The organism is Streptomyces sp. O3 (assembly GCF_054788135.1).
The window spans coordinates 37919-53850 of the sequence record NZ_JBTVYK010000032.1 but is presented as its reverse complement, the minus strand read 5'-3'; the positions used below and the strand labels follow the sequence as shown (position 1 = coordinate 53850).

Here is a 15932-nt window from a genome sequence, read left to right as displayed (position 1 = left end):
GCTCGCTATCATCCTCACACTCGGAATCACTCTCTGTTACATCGGAGTGTGTGCGGTGTCCCCGTTCGGGAACTGCCGCAAGTGCCGCGGCTTCGGCTTCCGCCTCACCCAGGACCGCCGCGGACGCCTCAAGCCCGGCAAGACGTGCCGCCGCTGCCGCGGCGACCGCAAACGCATACGCGCCGGACGCTGGCTCTACAACCGCGCCGCCCGCATCCACCGCGAAGGCACCCGCTGATGCGCCGCACGCTGCGGACCCTGGCCGCCATCGTCCTGCTCGGCGTCGCCGTCGGCACCTGCCACGGCGACACCGAACCGGACCAGCCGACCGAGCCCGCTCCGCCGCGCCCCGCCGTCACCACCACCGGCACACCCGCTGACGCCCCAGACCTCAAGGGAGTTCTGCCATGGCACTGACCGACCGCGACCCGCACAACGCCCGCGAGACGGCCCGCGTGCTCTACCTCTCCGCGAAGGCGATGCGCCGCCAGGCACGCGGCAAGCCGACCAAGGCGATCGAGAACGAGATCGACCGCATCCGCGAAAAGGCCCAGGCCCGCGAAGACGCCCGCGACCACCGCTAACCCGAGACCGAAGGAGAACCGCTCATGGCCCTGACCGTGTCCCTGGTCGCCCTGTTCGGCCTGGTCCTGTTCTTCCTCCTGCGCTCTCACAGCCTCAGCTACGGAGCCGCGTTCATCGCCGCCGGGTTCGGCTTCTTCCTCGCCTCCACCGGCGCGGCCGAGCCCATCAACGAACTGACCCGCGCCGTCATCGACGCCGTCCCCGACCTCTAAAGGGGCCCCCACCGTGAACCCATCCGAGCCGATCGAGCCGATCGTGGCCCGCCACTGGCTCGTGCTGGCCGCGCCCAAGGCCGCCCCCGTGCTGTCGACGTCCACCGTGCTGGCTCTGGCCCGGATCTGGAACGCAGGCGGAGCCGAACACGACGTCGGCGGAGCCGTGCTGATGACCGCCCTGGCCGCGGGCAGCGCCGCCGCCGGAGTACTGGCCGCCCACAAGCTGGGCGACACCACGGTGACCGTCACCTGCCTGTCCGGCTCCGCCGCCTGCGCCCTGGCCGGGATCGCCGCCTACAGCGACGGCATCGAACTGCCCCTGCTGCTCTGGGCGATCGCCACACTCATCATGTACGCGCTCGCCGCCCGCACCTGGCGAAGCGACCGCCGTGAGGCCGCCGCCCGCCAGCGGCACACGAGCGAGCGGCGCGAGCACCACGCCCACGTCGAACGCGTCGAAGCCATCCGTGCCGGAGCCCAGATCGAATCCGCCCGTGCGGGCGCCGCCTACGCCGAAGCCCTCTCCCACGCCATCCTCACCCGCGCCGCCCAGCCCGGCTTCAACCCCGCCGCCCTACACAGCGCGGGACTGCCCGAACTCCCCAACCCCGACCACTAGATGCGCTGTCTCGCGAGGCTGGCACCAGGGCCTGAATGCCTGTTCGCTGAAACGGTCAGGAAAGGAATGGATGTTGAACAAGCGCATTGACAGGAAGGCGGTCTGGCGGGCGTCGGATGGCACCCACTACGAGATCTTCGGATTGGGTGCCGATGGTCTGTGCTACCTCCGTCGCGTCGAGCAGGACCCGGACACCCGGCAGTGGGAAGTCGACCGAATCGAGGTCATCGACATTCACGAAGACGTACTCCTGCGCGACTACACCGCTGTGCAGCGCGAGCCGCTTCCCGAACCTCGTATCACTCGCCTCGGTGCCCTGATCCGCGACCTCTTGGCGTCCTACGAGGACGCGACCGGCCGCTCCTCGCCGATGGCCGAGGAAATCTTGGCCGCGTTCGCCGATGTAGAGGCGATTCCGGCGGAAGTCCAGCGTCGTCAGCGCGGGTCCGCCGCTGCCGCGTACGCGCGCGGTCACCACACCGCACGCCGACGTCGATGACACCAGGGCTGCCGCGCACGTCCTGGGACACCACAACTAGACACACCTGAGGGCGGCCGCTCTCTCGCCAAAAGACCGCGGCCGCCCCCAGCTCTCCGTCCCTTCGACAGAAACAGAGAACCCCCAGCATGACACCAAACCCCACCCGCGCGCTGCTCCACGCAGCACTGAACGCCGCCGCGCGCGGCTGGCACGTGCACCCGCTGCGCCCCGGCACCAAGCGCCCCGCCCTGCACGGCGAGACGACGTGTCCCCGTACCGGCCCGTGCGCCGACGGACACCTGAAGTGGGAACAGCGCGCCACCACTGATCCGGACCGTATCCGCGCGGCCTGGTCGCGCACCCCGTTCAACGTCGGCATCGCAACCGGCCCGTCCGGGCTGCTGGTCGTCGACCTGGACACACCCGGACACAAGGACAGCAGCGCGGACGCGCCTGACGGCGCGACGGCCTTCGCCGCGCTCTGCGAGCGCGCCGGGCACGCCGTCCCCCACACCTACCGCACCCGGACCGCGAGCGGCGGCCAGCATCTCTACTTCACCGCCCCGCCCAGCATCCGGCTGGCCAACACCGCGGGCACGCTCGCCCCGCTGGTCGACACCCGCGCCTGGGGCGGCTACGTCGTCGCCGCGGGCAGCACCACTCCCACCGGCCCGTACGAGACCGTAGGTGCCTGCACGGTGGCTCCGCTGCCCGAATGGCTGCTGGCCATCCTGAAGCCCGTGCCCAAGCCCGCACACGCCCTGTCCGTGCCCGTGAGTACCCACGCACCCGCGTACGCCGCCGCAGCACTGCGCAACGAGGTGCACAACGTCGCCACGGCCGCCGACGGGACCCGCAACACGACACTGCTGCGGGCCGCACGCGCTCTGGGGCGGCTGATCGCGTCCGGCGACCTCAGCCGCACAGAAGTTGAGGACGCTCTTAGCAGGGGGGCGGCGGGCAACGCCACCCAGTCCCAGCACTACTACGACGACGTGATCAGGCGCGGGCTGGACTGGTCTGTCGCCCACAACCCCGGCAAGGGGCACACCGCATGAGCCCTCGCCAACATCCCCCCACTAAGAGCGCTCCCCACACCCCGACTGGCCTCCCCACCGCCGACCACACCGCGCCCCGGACGGCCGTGGGCGACCCCAAGAGCGTCGCCGAAGGCGTCCACGCTGCTTGTCGCCCTAACCCGCCACGCGGCGACGGACGGCACCCCGTCGCCTGGCTCCACGCCACCGCACCCGGATACGGCACCACCCCCACCGCCACCTCACGATGCGCGTGCGGACGCGACCGCAGCGCGGTCGGCCGACACCGGGTGCTCGCACTCATCACCGACCACACCGCCCACCGCGACGCCTGCCCTCTCCGCACCGCCCAGGAAGGGAGGAACGCGGCATGACCAGCACCACCCCGCCCGCGCCGTCCACCGACGGCGCGGCGCTGCTCGACGACGTCGAAGCGTTCCACCGCCGCTTCAACGTCTTCCCCACCGAAGCCGCGCACGTCGCCGTCGCCCTGTGGGATGCTCACGCCCACCTGCTCGACTGCTTCGAGTCCACCCCCCGGCTGGCGTTCCTCTCCCCCGAGCCTGGGTCGGGCAAGTCACGGGCCCTGGAAATCGTGGAGACCTTGGTGCCCCACCCCATGGCCGCCGTCGACGCGTCCGCCGCCGCGCTGTTCCGCGCGGTGTCCGGGGTCAGCGACGGCCAACGGCCAACGATCCTCTTCGACGAGATCGACACCATTTTCGGCCCCAAGGCCGGGGAGAACGAGCAGCTCCGCGGGTTCATCAACGCGGGCCATAGGCGCGGCAAGGTGATGTACCGGTGCGTGGGCGACGGCGCTAACCAGACCGTCCAGGCCTTCCCCTCCTACACCGCCGTCGCGGTCGCCGGACTCGGCTCACTGCCCGACACGATCCTGACCCGCTCGGTCATCATCCGCATGCGCCGCAGGGCCCGGAACGAGAAGGCCGAGCCGTACCGCGCGCGGCTGCACGAACAGGAAGGCTTCGCCCTGCGCGACCGCCTCGCCGCATGGGCCGAGCAAGCCCGCGAACACGTCACCGGTGCCTGGCCCGAGATGCCCGACGGCGTCACCGACCGGCCCGCCGACGTGTGGGAACCCCTGCTCGCCGTCGCCGACGCGGCCGGAGGCCACTGGCCCCGCCGCGCCCGCGCCGCCTGCGTCGAGCTGGTCAAGGCCTCCCAGGTCAACGACAAAGGCAGCATCGGCATCCGGCTGCTCACCGACCTACGCGACCACGTCATGGTCGGCGTCGACCGGCTCCCCACCATCGCCGTGCTCGACCGGCTCAACGCTCTCGATGACGCCCCCTGGGCCGACCTCGACGGCAAACCGCTCGACAACCGGCGTCTGTCGAAGATGCTCGCCCAGTACGTCACCGCCGACGGAACCCCCATCGCCTCACGGAACATCCGCACCGCCGGGGGAGTCCTCAAGGGCTACTACAGCGAGGACCTCGACGACGCGTGGACTCGGTACTGCCCGCCCCCTTCCCCATAGGTCCGCTACATCCGCTACATCCGCTACACCCCAGGTCAGAGCACCAAAACGTGTAGCGGCAACCCCACGGTGTAGCGGCTACAGCCACACCCCCGCGTAGCGCCGTAGCCGCTACACCCCTCGCATCCGCTACACAAACACCCCCGCTGACCTGCGATGTAGCGGCGTAGCGGATGTAGCGGACCTCAGAGAGCACCCCGAGCCGACGCCCGCCGAGGAGACACCCCGATGCGTACCGCGCTCTCGCCCGTCGACCAACTGCTCTACACCCCAAAGGAAGCTGCCGCAGTGCTGCGCTTCGGCCGCTCAACGGTCTATGAGCTGATGGCCGCCGGGGTCCTGAAGTACGTCAAGCAAGGTCGTTCCCGCCGCATCAAGCGGAGTGACCTTGAGGCTTACGTCGATGGCCTCGAACCGCAGTCCCCCTGACCGAGCCCTACCGAGGCGGCCCCGGACATCGCTCCGGGGCCGCCTCTCACATGGAGGCACGTACATGAGCCCCCGCAAGCCGAACATGGAATCGTCCATCTACCTGGGCAGCGACGGCTGGTGGCACGGCCGCGTCACGATGGGCGTCAAGAACGACGGGAAGCCCGACCGCCGCCACCGCAGGGCCAGGAGCGAGCCCGAAGTACGCCGTAAGGTCCGCGACTTGGAAGATCTGCGGGACAAGGGACGAGCCCCCAAGGCCGGACGCAAGCCGACCGTGGCGAAGTGGATGGAGACCTACCTCACTGACATCGCAAGCCTGAAGCTCAAGCCACGCTCTCTGGACGACTACTGGTCCAAAACCCGCAACGACATCATCCCCGGCATCGGCCAGCACCGTATCGACAAGCTCCAACCAGAGCATCTGGAACGGATGTACCGAGCCATGCTCGATGCGGGGCACGCACCGTCACATGTGCTCAAGGTCCACCGCATCCTCTCGCGGGCTCTGAAGATCGCCCATCGGCGTCGCCTGGTCGTCGAGAACGTCGCCACGCTCGTGGACCCTCCGAGCGCCGACGAAACCGAGGCGAACCCCTTCACGACCGAAGAGGCCAAGGCCTTCCTGGAGGCCGCAGCCAAGCGCCCCACGTTTATGCGGTGGGTGGTCGGCGTCGGAATGGGGTTTCGGCAGGGTGAGAGTCTGGGCTTTCGGTGGTCGTACGTCGACCTTGATGGGGAGTTGTTCCACCCGCAGTGGCAGCTTCAGCGCCTCACCTGGCGTCACGGCTGCGCAGACCCGCACGCGTGCGGAGCCCGCCTGCACCGCTTCGACCCATGCCCGGCGAACTGCACGGCGCACAAGGGCTACAAGCGTGGATGCCCCAAGCCCTGCGCGAAGACGTGTGAGAGGCACGCGAGCACCTGTCCGGAGCGGAGGGGCGGCGGTCTCGTCTTCACCCGGCCCAAGACGAAGAAGAGCAAGGAACCCGTGCCCATCCCGCCGCCATTCGTGCCCTACCTCCGCGACCACAAGGAGCAGCAGGACGAGACGCGGGCCGCTGCGGGCGAGGCGTGGGAAGACCACGACGTGGTGTTCGCGCGGCCCGACGGGCGGCCGCTCGACCCGCGCGCGGACTGGGAAGAGTTCAAGGAGCTACTCGCGGAGGCCGGGATCAGCGACCGGCGTCTCTACGACGGCAGTCGTCACACCGCGGGCACGATCCTGAATGAGCTGGGGGTGGACATGCCGACCATCATGGAGATTCTTCGGCACACTCAGATCAGCCAGACCCGCCGCTATGTCAAGGGAAGGTCCCACCTCTCCAAAGACGCTATGCGCCGTATGGGAGACCTCTTCATGCCCCCGGCTGAAGCAACAAGCGAACCCGCAACTGAGACCAGAACTGAGACCACCGACCGCAAAGCGGCCCGCGCACGGCGTCGCCGTCGTATCCGGTGAACGATGAAATCCCAGGCCGGATCAGATCCGGCCTGGGATTCTCAGGTGAGCCGCCTTCGGGATTCGAACCCGAGACCTACGCATTACGAGTGCGTTGCTCTGGCCAACTGAGCTAAGGCGGCAAGCCGCGGATATGTCCCTTCCGTGCAGGAAGAGGTTCGCATCAACAGCGGCGCCAAGTCTACAGGGTTGTTCGGGGTGCCTCTGACCAGGGGCCGGTACGTACGTCGGTGTGGGTCAGCAGGTGGTGTCGTCGGGTGGGGGGTCGCCCTGGAGGAGGTAGCGGTTGATCGCGGTGTCGATGCAGGTGCTGCCGCGGCCGTAGGCGGTGTGGCCGTCGCCGTCGTAGGTGAGGAGGGTGGCCGAGTCCAGTTGGGCGGCGAGGGCCTCGGCCCATTCGTACGGGGTGGCCGGGTCGCGGGTGGTGCCGACGACCACGATCGGGGCCGCGCCCTTCGCCTCCGTGCGGTGCGGCTGGCCGGTGGCCTTCACCGGCCAGTACGCGCAGTTCAGGGACGACCAGGCGAAGCCTTCGCCGAAGACCGGGGAGGCCTTCTCGAAGTCGGGGAGTACCTGGGCTACCTCGTCCGGGGAGGTGACCGCGGGGGGCAGGTCGAGGCAGTTCACGGCGGCGTTGGCGGACATCAGGTTCCCGTAGTCGCCATCGGGGCCGCGCTCGTAGTACGCGTCGGCGAGCGACAGCAGACCCGCGCCGTCGTCCTCCGTCATCGCCGACGCGAGGCCGTCGCGCAGCTGCGGCCAGGCGCCCTCGTCGTACATCGCGGCGATCACTCCGGTGGTGGCCAGACTCTCACCGAGGGGGCGGTCCTCTCCCGTGGGCACGGGCGTACGGTCCAGCTCGCGGAAGAAGTCCTTCAGGCGCTGCCCCGCCTCCTCGGGGGTTCCGGTGCCCAGCGGGCAGTCGGCGCGTGTCACGCAGTCCTCGGCGAAGGACTGGAACGCGGTCTCGAAGCCGGCGGTCTGGTCGAGGTTCAGCTGGAGCGCGGGCAGCGAGGGGTCCATCGCTCCGTCCAGGACCAGCCGACCGGTCCGCCGCGGGAAGAGCTCGGCGTAGGTGGCGCCGAGGAACGTGCCGTACGAGGCCCCGACGTACCGCAGCTTCTCGTCGCCCAGCGCGGCGCGCAGTACGTCCATGTCGCGGGCCGCCTCGACCGTCGAGACATGAGGGAGCACCGTGCCGGACTCGCGTTCGCAGCTCGCCGCGAAGCTCTTGAAGGCCTGGGTCAGGTCTTTCGTCTCGCGCTGGTCATCCGGTGTGAAGTCGACCTGGGTGTACGCGTCCATCCGCGGCCCGTCCAGGCACTCGACGGGCTCGCTGCGGGCCACGCCGCGCGGGTCGACCGCGACCATGTCATACCGCGCCCGGACCGGCTCCGGGTAGCCGATGCCCGCGTACGCCTGGAGGTACTGGATCGCCGACCCGCCGGGGCCGCCCGGATTGACCTGGAGCGAGCCGATGCGCTTGCCGGGGCCCGTGGCCTCCTTGCGGGCGACGGCGAGCTTGATGTCCCGGCCACCGGGGCTCTCGTAGTCCAGCGGGACCCGCAGGCTCGCGCACGAGAAGTCCGGCACGCCGCACTCGCGCCAGCTCAGCCGCTGCCCGTAGTACGACTCCAGGCCCTTGGGGACGTACGCGGCCGACGTGGACTCCACGGCGTCCGACGGAGAACCCCCCGATGAGCAGCCGGAGACCAGCAGCGCCGCCGCCGCGAACAGCGCGCCTCCGGCTCGGAAGGCTTGACTCCTGACATCCATTCACTGAGAGTAACTCTCGGCGAGGGCTGGATAGACAGTCTGTGAGGAATGTCGTCCGGATGAGTGATACGGACGGCCTCACCCCGCACGCAGCGCCACCGTCATCGCCTCCACCGCCAGCAGCGGCGCCACATTGCGGTCCAGCGCCTCACGGCAGGCGGCGATCGCCTCGATCCGCCGCAGCGTCGCCTCGGGCGCCGAGCCGCGCGCGACCTGCTCAAGGGTGTCGCGCAGCTCGGCGTTGGCCAAGGTCACCCGCGAGCCCAGCTGGAGCGCCAGCACATCCCGGTAGAAGCCCGTCAGGTCGATCAAGGCCAGGTCGAGGCTGTCCCGCTGGGTGCGTGTCTTGCGGCGCTTCTGCCTGTCCTCGAGCTCCTTCACCGCGCCCGCGGTGCCGCGTGGCATCCGGCCGCCCGCTTGGGCGCCGAGCGCCGCCTTCAGCTCCTCGGTCTCCTTGCCGTTCACCTCGTCGGCGACCTGCTGGGCGTCTTCAGCGGCGGCGTCGATCAGCTCCTGGGCCGCCTTCAGGCACCCCCCGATCTCCGTCACCCGAAGGGGCAGCCTCAGCACGGCGGCGCGGCGCTCACGCGCCCGCTCGTCAGTCGCGAGGCGCCGGGCCCGGCCGATATGCCCCTGGGTCGCACGGGCCGCGGCCACCGCGACCTGGGGTTCGATGCCGTCCCGGCGCACCAGGACGTCCGCCACGGCGTCCGCCGGAGGCGTCCGAAGCGTCAGGTGCCGACAGCGCGAGCGGATCGTGGGCAGTACGTCCTCCAGCGACGGCGCGCAGAGCAGCCACACCGTGCGCGGCGCGGGCTCCTCCACGGCCTTGAGCAGGACGTTTCCCGCACCTTCGGTGAGACGGTCGGCGTCTTCCAGCACGATGACCTGCCAGCGCCCCCCGGCGGGCGAGAGCTGGCACCGGCGCACCAGATCACGGGTCTCCTTGACGCCGATGGTCAGCAGGTCCGTCCGTACGACCTCGACGTCCGCGTGCGTGCCGATCAGGCTCGTATGGCAGCCGTCGCAGAACCCGCATCCGGGAGCGCCGCCGAGCGCGCGGTCGGGGCTCACGCACTGCAGCGCGGCGGCGAACGCTCTGGCCGCCGTGGAGCGGCCGGATCCGGGCGGGCCCGTGAACAGCCACGCGTGCGTCATCTTCGACGCCTCGGGGGGCGGAGTGCCCTCCGTCGTCGCCGTCACGAGGGTGTCGGCGTTCCGAGCGGCGGCGTCGAGCTGCGCCGCGACGCGCTCCTGGCCGACCAGGTCGTCCCATACGGGCATGGGCCACGCCTCCTCGTTGCGGTTGTGCGGCTTCGCCGTTCTGCGGTCGCTTGCCGCCCCATTGTCGTCGACGGCACTGACAATGTTCTTGACGGCTCTGGCGGCAGGACGCTGCGCTACCGTCCCCCGGTCGTCCTGTGGCCGTCCCTGCCGTCGTCGTCCCGCGAGCCGAGCAGTTCGTCGGCCAGAGTGGGCAGGTCGTCCAGCGGAGTCTCCTCCGCCCAGTCGGACCGCGGCCGACGCCGCTGACTGCCAGAGCCAGCGTCAGCGCCGGGGCGGGGTTCGTGGCCGGACCCAGCGCCTGGGTCGACCTGCGGCAGTTCGCGTGTGACCTCGTTGCCCGTGTCCGGACCCGTGTCCGGACCCGTGTCCGGACCTGTGTCCGGCCCCGCAGCCGAACCCGTACCCCCAGCCGTCTCCTCGTCGCGGAAGAACCCCGGCGGGACGCGGTCCGTCGGGTCCCCGTCAGCGGGCTCCGAGACCTGTGGGATGACCGCGGTCTCGTCGTCCGCGCCCGCGACCGTCCCCGTACCGGTATCAGTCCCGGTACCGGGACCGGGACCGGCGTCAGTCCTCGTACCGGCACCAGCCGAGGCGCCCTCAGCGGCCGCCGCCCGCCGCGCCGCCTCAGCCCGCAGCAGCGCTTCCTCCGCCTTGCGCTGCTTCTCCAGCCGCCGCGCCTCCGCCTCCGCGTGCAGCCGCGCCTCCTCCTCGGCCTCCCGCCGGCGCCGCTCCTCCTCAGCCGCCCGAGCCTGCTCCTCGGCCAGCCGCCTGGCTCGCTCCTCCTCGGCCAGCCGTCGCGCCTCCTCGGCCCGCTGCCGCTCCTCCTCGGCCTTCCGCTCGGCCTCACGACGCCGCGCCTCTTCGAGTTCGCGCCGCTTGCGCTCCTCCTCCTCAGCACGCAGCCGCGCCAGCTGCTCCTGGCGCTCCCGCTCCAGGCGCTCCTCCTCGGCCTTGCGCGCGGCCTCTTCCTCAGCACGGCGGCGCGCCTCCTCCTCGGCCGCCCTACGGGCCTCTTCCTGGGCCTTCTTCTCGGCCTCGGACAGCGGCAGCAGCTGGTCCAGCCGGTGCCGTACGACCGTGGTCACGGCCTCCGGCTCCTGCGCCGCGTCCACCACCAGGTAGCGCCCCGGATCGGCCGCGGCCAAGGTGAGGAAACCCGCCCGTACGCGCGCGTGGAACTCCGCGGGCTCCGACTCGAGCCGGTCCGGCGCCTCCGTGAAGCGCTCCCGCGCCGCCTCGGGCGACACGTCGAGCAGCACGGTCAGATGCGGTACCAGCCCATCCGTGGCCCAGCGCGAGATCCGCGCGATCTCCGTGGGCGACAGATCACGCCCGGCACCCTGATACGCCACCGACGAGTCGATGTAACGGTCGGAGATCACCACCGCCCCGCGCTCCAGGGCGGGCCGGACCACCGTGTCCACGTGCTCCGCGCGATCCGCCGCGTACAGCAGCGCCTCCGCGCGGTGGGAGAGCCCGGCCGACGAGACGTCCAGCAGGATCGACCGGAGCCGCTTGCCGACCGGCGTGGCGCCCGGTTCACGGGTCACGACCACCTCGTGGCCCTTGGCCCGGATCCACTCCGCGAGCGCCGCGGCCTGCGTGGACTTCCCCGCGCCGTCACCGCCCTCCAGCGCGATGAAGAACCCCGTGGCGGCGGGCGCCTGCGCCGGATCGCCGCCGCGCAGCGCGTCACCCAGGTCCCGCCGCAGCGGCACCCCGGAGCGGTCGTCGGTGCGCGCCAGCACCAGCGCGGCCACCGGCAGCAGCAAGGCGCCGACGAGCATCAGCGTGAAGGCGGCGCCCCCGTGGGCGAACACGAACTTGCCGCTGACCAGCCGGTGCGCCCCGATCAGCGCGGCGAGCACCGGCGCCGTGACCACCCCGAGCGCGATGGCGACCCGTACGACCGAGTGCAGATGCTCCGTGGTGCGGGCCCTGCGGTAGTCCTCGACCTCCTGGTCGAGCAGCGCGTGCCCGGTGTGCGCGGCGATCCCCGCCGACACGCCCGCGAGCGCGACGATCAGCAGCACGGACGTCGGGTCGGGTACGAGCCCCGCGGCGAGCAGCGCGACACCCGTGAGCGCGATCGCCAGCGCCAGCAGCCGACGGCGGGAGAGCGCGGGCAGCACGGACGGCGCCGTACGGATGCCGACGACCGTGCCGCCGGTCAGCCCGAGTACCAGCAGTCCGAAGGAGACCGGACCGCCGCCGAGGTCCCCGGCGTGCAGGACGGCGACCGCGACCGCGGCCGCGACCGCTCCCGCGACGCTGGCGCAGGCGAGCACCAGCAGCGGAACCGCGCCCGTGCGCCCCTTGTCCACGCCGTCGCCCGCCTTGGGGCGGCGCAGCCCCTCCAGCGGGGACCGCGCGCGTGGCGTCTGGGAGTCGGGAAGTTCCAGGAAGTACGCGACCGACAGCGAGGCGGCGAAGAGCCCGGCGGCGACATACGAGGCGAGCGCCGCCTGGTGCAGCGCGAACCAGGCGAGCCCGGCGCCGAGCAGATTGCTGACGAGCGTCACCGCGACGAGCCCGAGCGCGGCGATCGGCAGCGACACGAAGGTCGTACGCAGCGACAGCCGCCGCAACGCCGCCATCTGGTCCGGCAGCGGCCGCACGGCGGCGCCCTCGATCGGCGGCGCGGGCAGCAGCGCGGGGGCCGCGGTCTCCCGCACGATGGTCCACAGGCGCTCGGCGGCGCCGGTCACGAACGTGGTGACCAGCAGAAAGGCCAGCGCGCTGGCCGGGGTCCAGTCGATCCACAGCGGCGCGACGATCAACAGCGCGGCGCGTACACCGTCCGCGCCGATCATGGTCCAGCGCCGGTCCAGGGGCCCGCTCGGCGACGTCAGCGAGGACAGCGGCCCCAGGAGTACGGCGCCGAAGAGCACCGTGGCCAGGACGCGTACCCCGAACACGGCCGCCACCGCGAAGGCCGCGCCCCGCACACCACCGCCGAACGCACCCTCCGCGAAAGCCGCCTGGGCGGCCAGCACGACGAGGACGAGCACGGCGAGCGCGTCGCCGACGCCGCCGACGAGGTGGGCGCTCCACAGCCGCTTCAGCGCAGGCGAGCTCAGCAGGGCGCGGACGGCGCGCTCACGTGAATCCGCGACCAGGGCGTCGTCTGGCGCAGCGGCAGGCTGCATTCGGGTTCCCTCCATCGGGCGATGGTATGAGCTCCACTACCAAGCTACGTTGATCGAGCCTGGGAGAACGGGCCTACCGCCGAGTCGGCGGGAAGTGACGTCTGTGGAGTCGGTGTGAGACCGCGGGGCGGATGTGGGGGCGGATCCGTCATCCGGCGGTCGGCGCGAGCGGTCGAAGCGACGGGTACGCCCCGGCACGCGGGATGCCGGGGCGTACACCATGTGCGTCCTATTCGGCGGGCGTCGCCTTCTTGGCCGCGGTCTTCTTCGCTGCGGCCGTGGCCGTCGCCGTCTTCTTCGCCGTCGCCGTCTTCTTCGCCGCGGCCGTCGTCTTCTTGGCGGCGGTCTTCTTCGCGGTCGTCTTCTTCGCGGTCGTCTTCTTCGCGGCCGTCTTCTTGGCCGTGGCCTTCTTCGCCGGGGCCTTCTTGGCCGTCTTCTTCTTGGCCGGGCCCTTCGCCCGCTTCTCCGCGAGCAGCTCGTACCCGCGCTCCGGCGTGATGTCCTCGACGCTGTCGGCCGCCCGCAGCGTCGCGTTGGTCTCGCCGTCGGTGACGTACGGCCCGAACCGTCCGTCCTTGACGACCACCGGCTTCTCGCTGACCGGGTCCGTGCCCAGCTCCTTCAGCGGCGGCTTGGCGGCGGCCCGGCCGCGCTGCTTGGGCTTGGAGTAGATCTCCAGGGCCTCCTCGACCGTGATCGAGAAAAGCTGCTCCTCGGTCTCCAGAGAGCGGGAGTCCGTGCCCTTCTTCAGATACGGGCCGTACCGGCCGTTCTGCGCGGTGATCTCGACGCCCTCGGCGTCCGTCCCCACCACGCGCGGCAGGGACATCAGCTTCAGCGCGTCCTCCAGCGTGACCGTGTCCAGGGACATGGACTTGAACAGCGAGGCCGTGCGCGGCTTGACCGCGTTCTTGCCGGTCTTCGGGGTGCCCTCAGGCAGGATCTCGGTGACGTACGGGCCGTACCTGCCGTCCTTGGCGACGATCTCGCGGCCGGTCGCCGGGTCGGTGCCGAGCGCGAAGTCGCCGCTCGGCTTGGCCAGCAGCTCCTCGGCGTACTCGACGGTCAGCTCGTCCGGGGCGAGGTCGTCGGGGACGTCGGCGCGCTGGTGGCCCTCGGCGTCCTTCTCGCCGCGCTCCACGTACGGGCCGTAGCGCCCGACCCGCAGCACGATGTCGTTGCCGACCGGGAACGAGGACACCTCGCGCGCGTCGATCGCGCCCAGGTCGGTGACGAGCTCCTTGAGGCCGCCGAGGTGGTCGCCGTCGCCGTTCCCGGCGTCGGACGCCGAACCCGCGCCGGAGTCCTCGCCGCCCTCGCCGAAGTAGAAGCGCCGCAGCCACGGCACGGCCTGTGCCTCGCCGCGCGCGATGCGGTCGAGGTCGTCCTCCATCTTGGCGGTGAAGCTGTAGTCGACCAGGCGGCCGAAGTGCTTCTCCAGCAGGTTGACCACGGCGAACGACAGGAAGGAGGGAACCAGCGCGGTGCCCTTCTTGAAGACGTAGCCACGGTCCAGGATCGTCCCGATGATCGACGCGTACGTCGACGGGCGGCCGATCTCGCGCTCCTCCAGCTCCTTGACCAGGGAGGCCTCGGTGTAGCGGGCGGGCGGCTTGGTGGCGTGCCCGTCGGCCGAGATCTCCTCGGCGGTCAGCCCGTCGCCCTCGGCGACCTGCGGCAGCCTGCGCTCGCGGTCGTCCAGCTCGGCGTTCGGGTCGTCGGCGCCTTCGACGTACGCCTTGAGGAAGCCGTGGAAGGTGATCGTCTTGCCGGAGGCGCTGAACTCGGCGTCCCGGCCGTCCGAAGCGCGGCCGCCGATCTTCACGGTGACCGAGTTGCCGACCGCGTCCTTCATCTGAGAGGCGACGGTCCGCTTCCAGATCAGCTCGTAGAGCCGGAACTGGTCGCCGGTCAGGCCGGTCTCGGCGGGCGTGCGGAAACGGTCCCCCGAGGGGCGGATCGCCTCGTGCGCCTCCTGCGCGTTCTTGACCTTCCCGGCGTACGTGCGCGGCTTGTCCGGCAGGTAGTCGGCGCCGTACAGCTGCGTGACCTGCGCACGGGCGGCCGTGACCGCCGTGTCGGACAGGGTCGTGGAGTCCGTACGCATATAGGTGATGAAGCCGTTCTCGTACAGCTTCTGGGCCACCTGCATGGTGGCCTTCGCGCCGAAGCCCAGTTTGCGCGAGGCCTCCTGCTGCATCGTCGTCGTACGGAAGGGGGCGTACGGCGAGCGGCGGTACGGCTTGGACTCGACCGAGCGGACCGCGAACCGGGTGTCCGCGAGGGCGGCGGCGAGCGCGCGGGCGTTCGCCTCGTCGAGCTGCAGGGTGTCGGACTTGAGCTGTCCGACGGAGTTGAAGTCGCGGCCCTGGGCGACGCGCTTGCCGTCGACCGTGGTGAGCTTGGCGACCAGCTGCGAGGGGTCGCTGGAGTCTCCGGCGCGGCCGGTCGCGAAGGTGCCGGTCAGGTCCCAGTACTCGGCGGAGCGGAAGGCGATGCGCTCGCGCTCGCGCTCGACGACGAGCCGGGTGGCGACGGACTGGACCCGGCCGGCGGACAGCCGGGGCATGACCTTCTTCCACAGGACCGGCGAGACCTCGTAGCCGTAGAGGCGGTCGAGGATGCGGCGGGTCTCCTGGGCGTCGACCATGCGCTTGTTGAGCTCGCGCGGGTTGGCCACGGCGCCCTGGATCGCGCTCTTGGTGATCTCGTGGAAGACCATCCGCTTGACCGGGACCTTGGGCTTGAGGACTTCCAGCAGGTGCCAGGCGATGGCCTCGCCCTCGCGGTCCTCATCGGTGGCGAGGAGGAGTTCGTCGGACTCCTTCAGCAGGTCCTTGAGCTTCTTGACCTGCGCCTTCTTGTCGGCGTTGACGACGTAGATCGGCTGGAAGTCATGCTCGACGTCCACGCCGAGGCGGCGCACCTCGCCGGTGTACTTGTCGGGGACTTCGGCGGCGCCGTTGGGGAGGTCGCGGATGTGCCCGACGCTCGCTTCGACGACATAGCCAGGACCCAGGTAGCCCTTGATCGTCTTCGCCTTGGCAGGCGACTCGACGATGACGAGTCGGCGGCCACCCGGTGCGGTGTCGCTGGTCGGGGACAACGTTGCTCTTCTCTCCGGTCGACGCTGGATGCCTTGCGGTCAGTGCGGGTCCTGCCGTGCGGGCCCTTCGGTACGGGTCCGCACGCTCACGCTGCGGAGTGTGACGGTACATCCCGCCCCCGTGTCAAACGGGAAAAGCCCGCAACGGCCACTCGAACGGTAACCCGACTTTCGCCGTTCCTGCCGCCCGGAGTGCCCACCCGGTTGTTTCGCGCCGATGCGGAGCGTGACCTCTCATCTGTCGGCCGGATTCAGTTGTCGGCCGGATCATGCCCGATTCCGGGC

General features: G+C 70.9%; 14 protein-coding genes, 1 tRNA gene and 1 pseudogene. 11 read left to right on the top strand and 5 right to left on the bottom strand.

The window, feature by feature from the left end; all coding sequences use genetic code 11:
* Window positions 1-55 precede the first annotated feature (55 nt).
* The 11 genes and pseudogenes from ACX6XY_RS17770 (at window position 56) to ACX6XY_RS17720 (ending at window position 6329) form a co-directional block, all read left to right on the top strand.
* Window positions 56-238, top strand: a complete 183-nt coding sequence (locus ACX6XY_RS17770) for a hypothetical protein (RefSeq protein ID WP_460331613.1) — start codon at window positions 56-58, stop codon at window positions 236-238.
* Window positions 238-417, top strand: coding sequence for a hypothetical protein (locus tag ACX6XY_RS17765; RefSeq protein WP_460331611.1), 180 nt, complete (start codon window positions 238-240; stop codon window positions 415-417). The genes ACX6XY_RS17770 and ACX6XY_RS17765 overlap by 1 nt, the downstream gene beginning before the upstream one ends.
* Window positions 408-584 carry a hypothetical protein gene (locus ACX6XY_RS17760; protein ID WP_460331609.1) on the top strand — a complete coding sequence of 59 codons (177 nt, stop codon included), beginning with the start codon at window positions 408-410 and terminating at the stop codon, window positions 582-584. The genes ACX6XY_RS17765 and ACX6XY_RS17760 overlap by 10 nt, the downstream gene beginning before the upstream one ends.
* Window positions 585-608: 24 nt before the next feature.
* Window positions 609-797, top strand: a complete 189-nt coding sequence (locus ACX6XY_RS17755; RefSeq protein ID WP_460331607.1) for a hypothetical protein — start codon at window positions 609-611, stop codon at window positions 795-797.
* A 13-nt stretch (window positions 798-810) separates the two neighbouring features.
* Window positions 811-1419, top strand: a complete 609-nt coding sequence (locus tag ACX6XY_RS17750; protein WP_460331605.1) for a hypothetical protein — start codon at window positions 811-813, stop codon at window positions 1417-1419.
* 70 nt (window positions 1420-1489) lie between these two features.
* Window positions 1490-1918, top strand: coding sequence for a hypothetical protein (locus ACX6XY_RS17745; protein WP_460331603.1), 429 nt, complete (start codon window positions 1490-1492; stop codon window positions 1916-1918).
* A gap of 128 nt (window positions 1919-2046) precedes the next feature.
* On the top strand, window positions 2047-2958 hold the full coding sequence (locus tag ACX6XY_RS17740; RefSeq protein ID WP_460331601.1) for a bifunctional DNA primase/polymerase: 912 nt from the start codon (window positions 2047-2049) through the stop codon (window positions 2956-2958).
* On the top strand, window positions 2955-3311 hold the full coding sequence (locus ACX6XY_RS17735) for a hypothetical protein (RefSeq protein ID WP_460331599.1): 357 nt from the start codon (window positions 2955-2957) through the stop codon (window positions 3309-3311). The genes ACX6XY_RS17740 and ACX6XY_RS17735 overlap by 4 nt, the downstream gene beginning before the upstream one ends.
* Window positions 3308-4494: pseudogene (locus tag ACX6XY_RS17730) on the top strand (DUF3631 domain-containing protein). Before ACX6XY_RS17735 ends, ACX6XY_RS17730 begins: the two are co-directional and overlap by 4 nt.
* Window positions 4495-4666: 172 nt before the next feature.
* Window positions 4667-4867, top strand: a complete 201-nt coding sequence (locus ACX6XY_RS17725) for a helix-turn-helix domain-containing protein (protein WP_460331597.1) — start codon at window positions 4667-4669, stop codon at window positions 4865-4867.
* 64 nt (window positions 4868-4931) lie between these two features.
* Window positions 4932-6329 carry a tyrosine-type recombinase/integrase gene (locus tag ACX6XY_RS17720; protein ID WP_460331595.1) on the top strand — a complete coding sequence of 466 codons (1398 nt, stop codon included), beginning with the start codon at window positions 4932-4934 and terminating at the stop codon, window positions 6327-6329.
* Window positions 6330-6377: 48 nt separating this feature from the next.
* On the opposite strand, the gene ACX6XY_RS17715 is transcribed toward ACX6XY_RS17720, so the two are convergent.
* The 5 genes from ACX6XY_RS17715 to topA all read right to left on the bottom strand — a co-directional run bounded on the left by ACX6XY_RS17715 (window position 6378) and on the right by topA (window position 15647).
* Window positions 6378-6451: transfer RNA gene (locus tag ACX6XY_RS17715), tRNA-Thr, on the bottom strand.
* 115 nt (window positions 6452-6566) lie between these two features.
* Window positions 6567-8105: an alpha/beta hydrolase gene (locus tag ACX6XY_RS17710; protein WP_460331593.1), complete on the bottom strand. Its 1539-nt coding sequence runs from the start codon at window positions 8103-8105 to the stop codon at window positions 6567-6569.
* 78 nt (window positions 8106-8183) lie between these two features.
* Entirely contained in the window at window positions 8184-9389 is a 1206-nt protein-coding gene (locus ACX6XY_RS17705; RefSeq protein WP_460331591.1) for a DNA polymerase III subunit delta', read from the bottom strand.
* 116 nt (window positions 9390-9505) lie between these two features.
* Complete coding sequence (tmk, locus tag ACX6XY_RS17700; protein ID WP_460331589.1) at window positions 9506-12556, bottom strand: dTMP kinase; 3051 nt, start codon at window positions 12554-12556, stop codon at window positions 9506-9508.
* Between the two features lie 214 nt (window positions 12557-12770).
* Window positions 12771-15647 (bottom strand): type I DNA topoisomerase, encoded by a 2877-nt coding sequence (gene topA, locus ACX6XY_RS17695; protein WP_460331587.1) that lies wholly within the window; start codon window positions 15645-15647, stop codon window positions 12771-12773.
* Between the last annotated feature and the right edge of the window lie 285 nt (window positions 15648-15932).

What these genes read in the sequence shown, in the direction of transcription:
- ACX6XY_RS17725 (WP_460331597.1), top strand. Translation starts at nt 4,667, where the DNA reads ATGCGTACCGCGCTCTCGCCCGTCGACCAACTGCTCTACACCCCAAAG.
- tmk (WP_460331589.1), bottom strand. Translation starts at nt 12,556, where the DNA reads ATGGAGGGAACCCGAATGCAGCCTGCCGCTGCGCCAGACGACGCCCTG.
- ACX6XY_RS17705 (WP_460331591.1), bottom strand. Translation starts at nt 9,389, where the DNA reads ATGCCCGTATGGGACGACCTGGTCGGCCAGGAGCGCGTCGCGGCGCAG.
- ACX6XY_RS17765 (WP_460331611.1), top strand. Translation starts at nt 238, where the DNA reads ATGCGCCGCACGCTGCGGACCCTGGCCGCCATCGTCCTGCTCGGCGTC.
- ACX6XY_RS17755 (WP_460331607.1), top strand. Translation starts at nt 609, where the DNA reads ATGGCCCTGACCGTGTCCCTGGTCGCCCTGTTCGGCCTGGTCCTGTTC.
- ACX6XY_RS17720 (WP_460331595.1), top strand. Translation starts at nt 4,932, where the DNA reads ATGAGCCCCCGCAAGCCGAACATGGAATCGTCCATCTACCTGGGCAGC.
- ACX6XY_RS17735 (WP_460331599.1), top strand. Translation starts at nt 2,955, where the DNA reads ATGAGCCCTCGCCAACATCCCCCCACTAAGAGCGCTCCCCACACCCCG.
- ACX6XY_RS17740 (WP_460331601.1), top strand. Translation starts at nt 2,047, where the DNA reads ATGACACCAAACCCCACCCGCGCGCTGCTCCACGCAGCACTGAACGCC.
- ACX6XY_RS17710 (WP_460331593.1), bottom strand. Translation starts at nt 8,105, where the DNA reads ATGGATGTCAGGAGTCAAGCCTTCCGAGCCGGAGGCGCGCTGTTCGCG.
- ACX6XY_RS17745 (WP_460331603.1), top strand. Translation starts at nt 1,490, where the DNA reads ATGTTGAACAAGCGCATTGACAGGAAGGCGGTCTGGCGGGCGTCGGAT.
- ACX6XY_RS17760 (WP_460331609.1), top strand. Translation starts at nt 408, where the DNA reads ATGGCACTGACCGACCGCGACCCGCACAACGCCCGCGAGACGGCCCGC.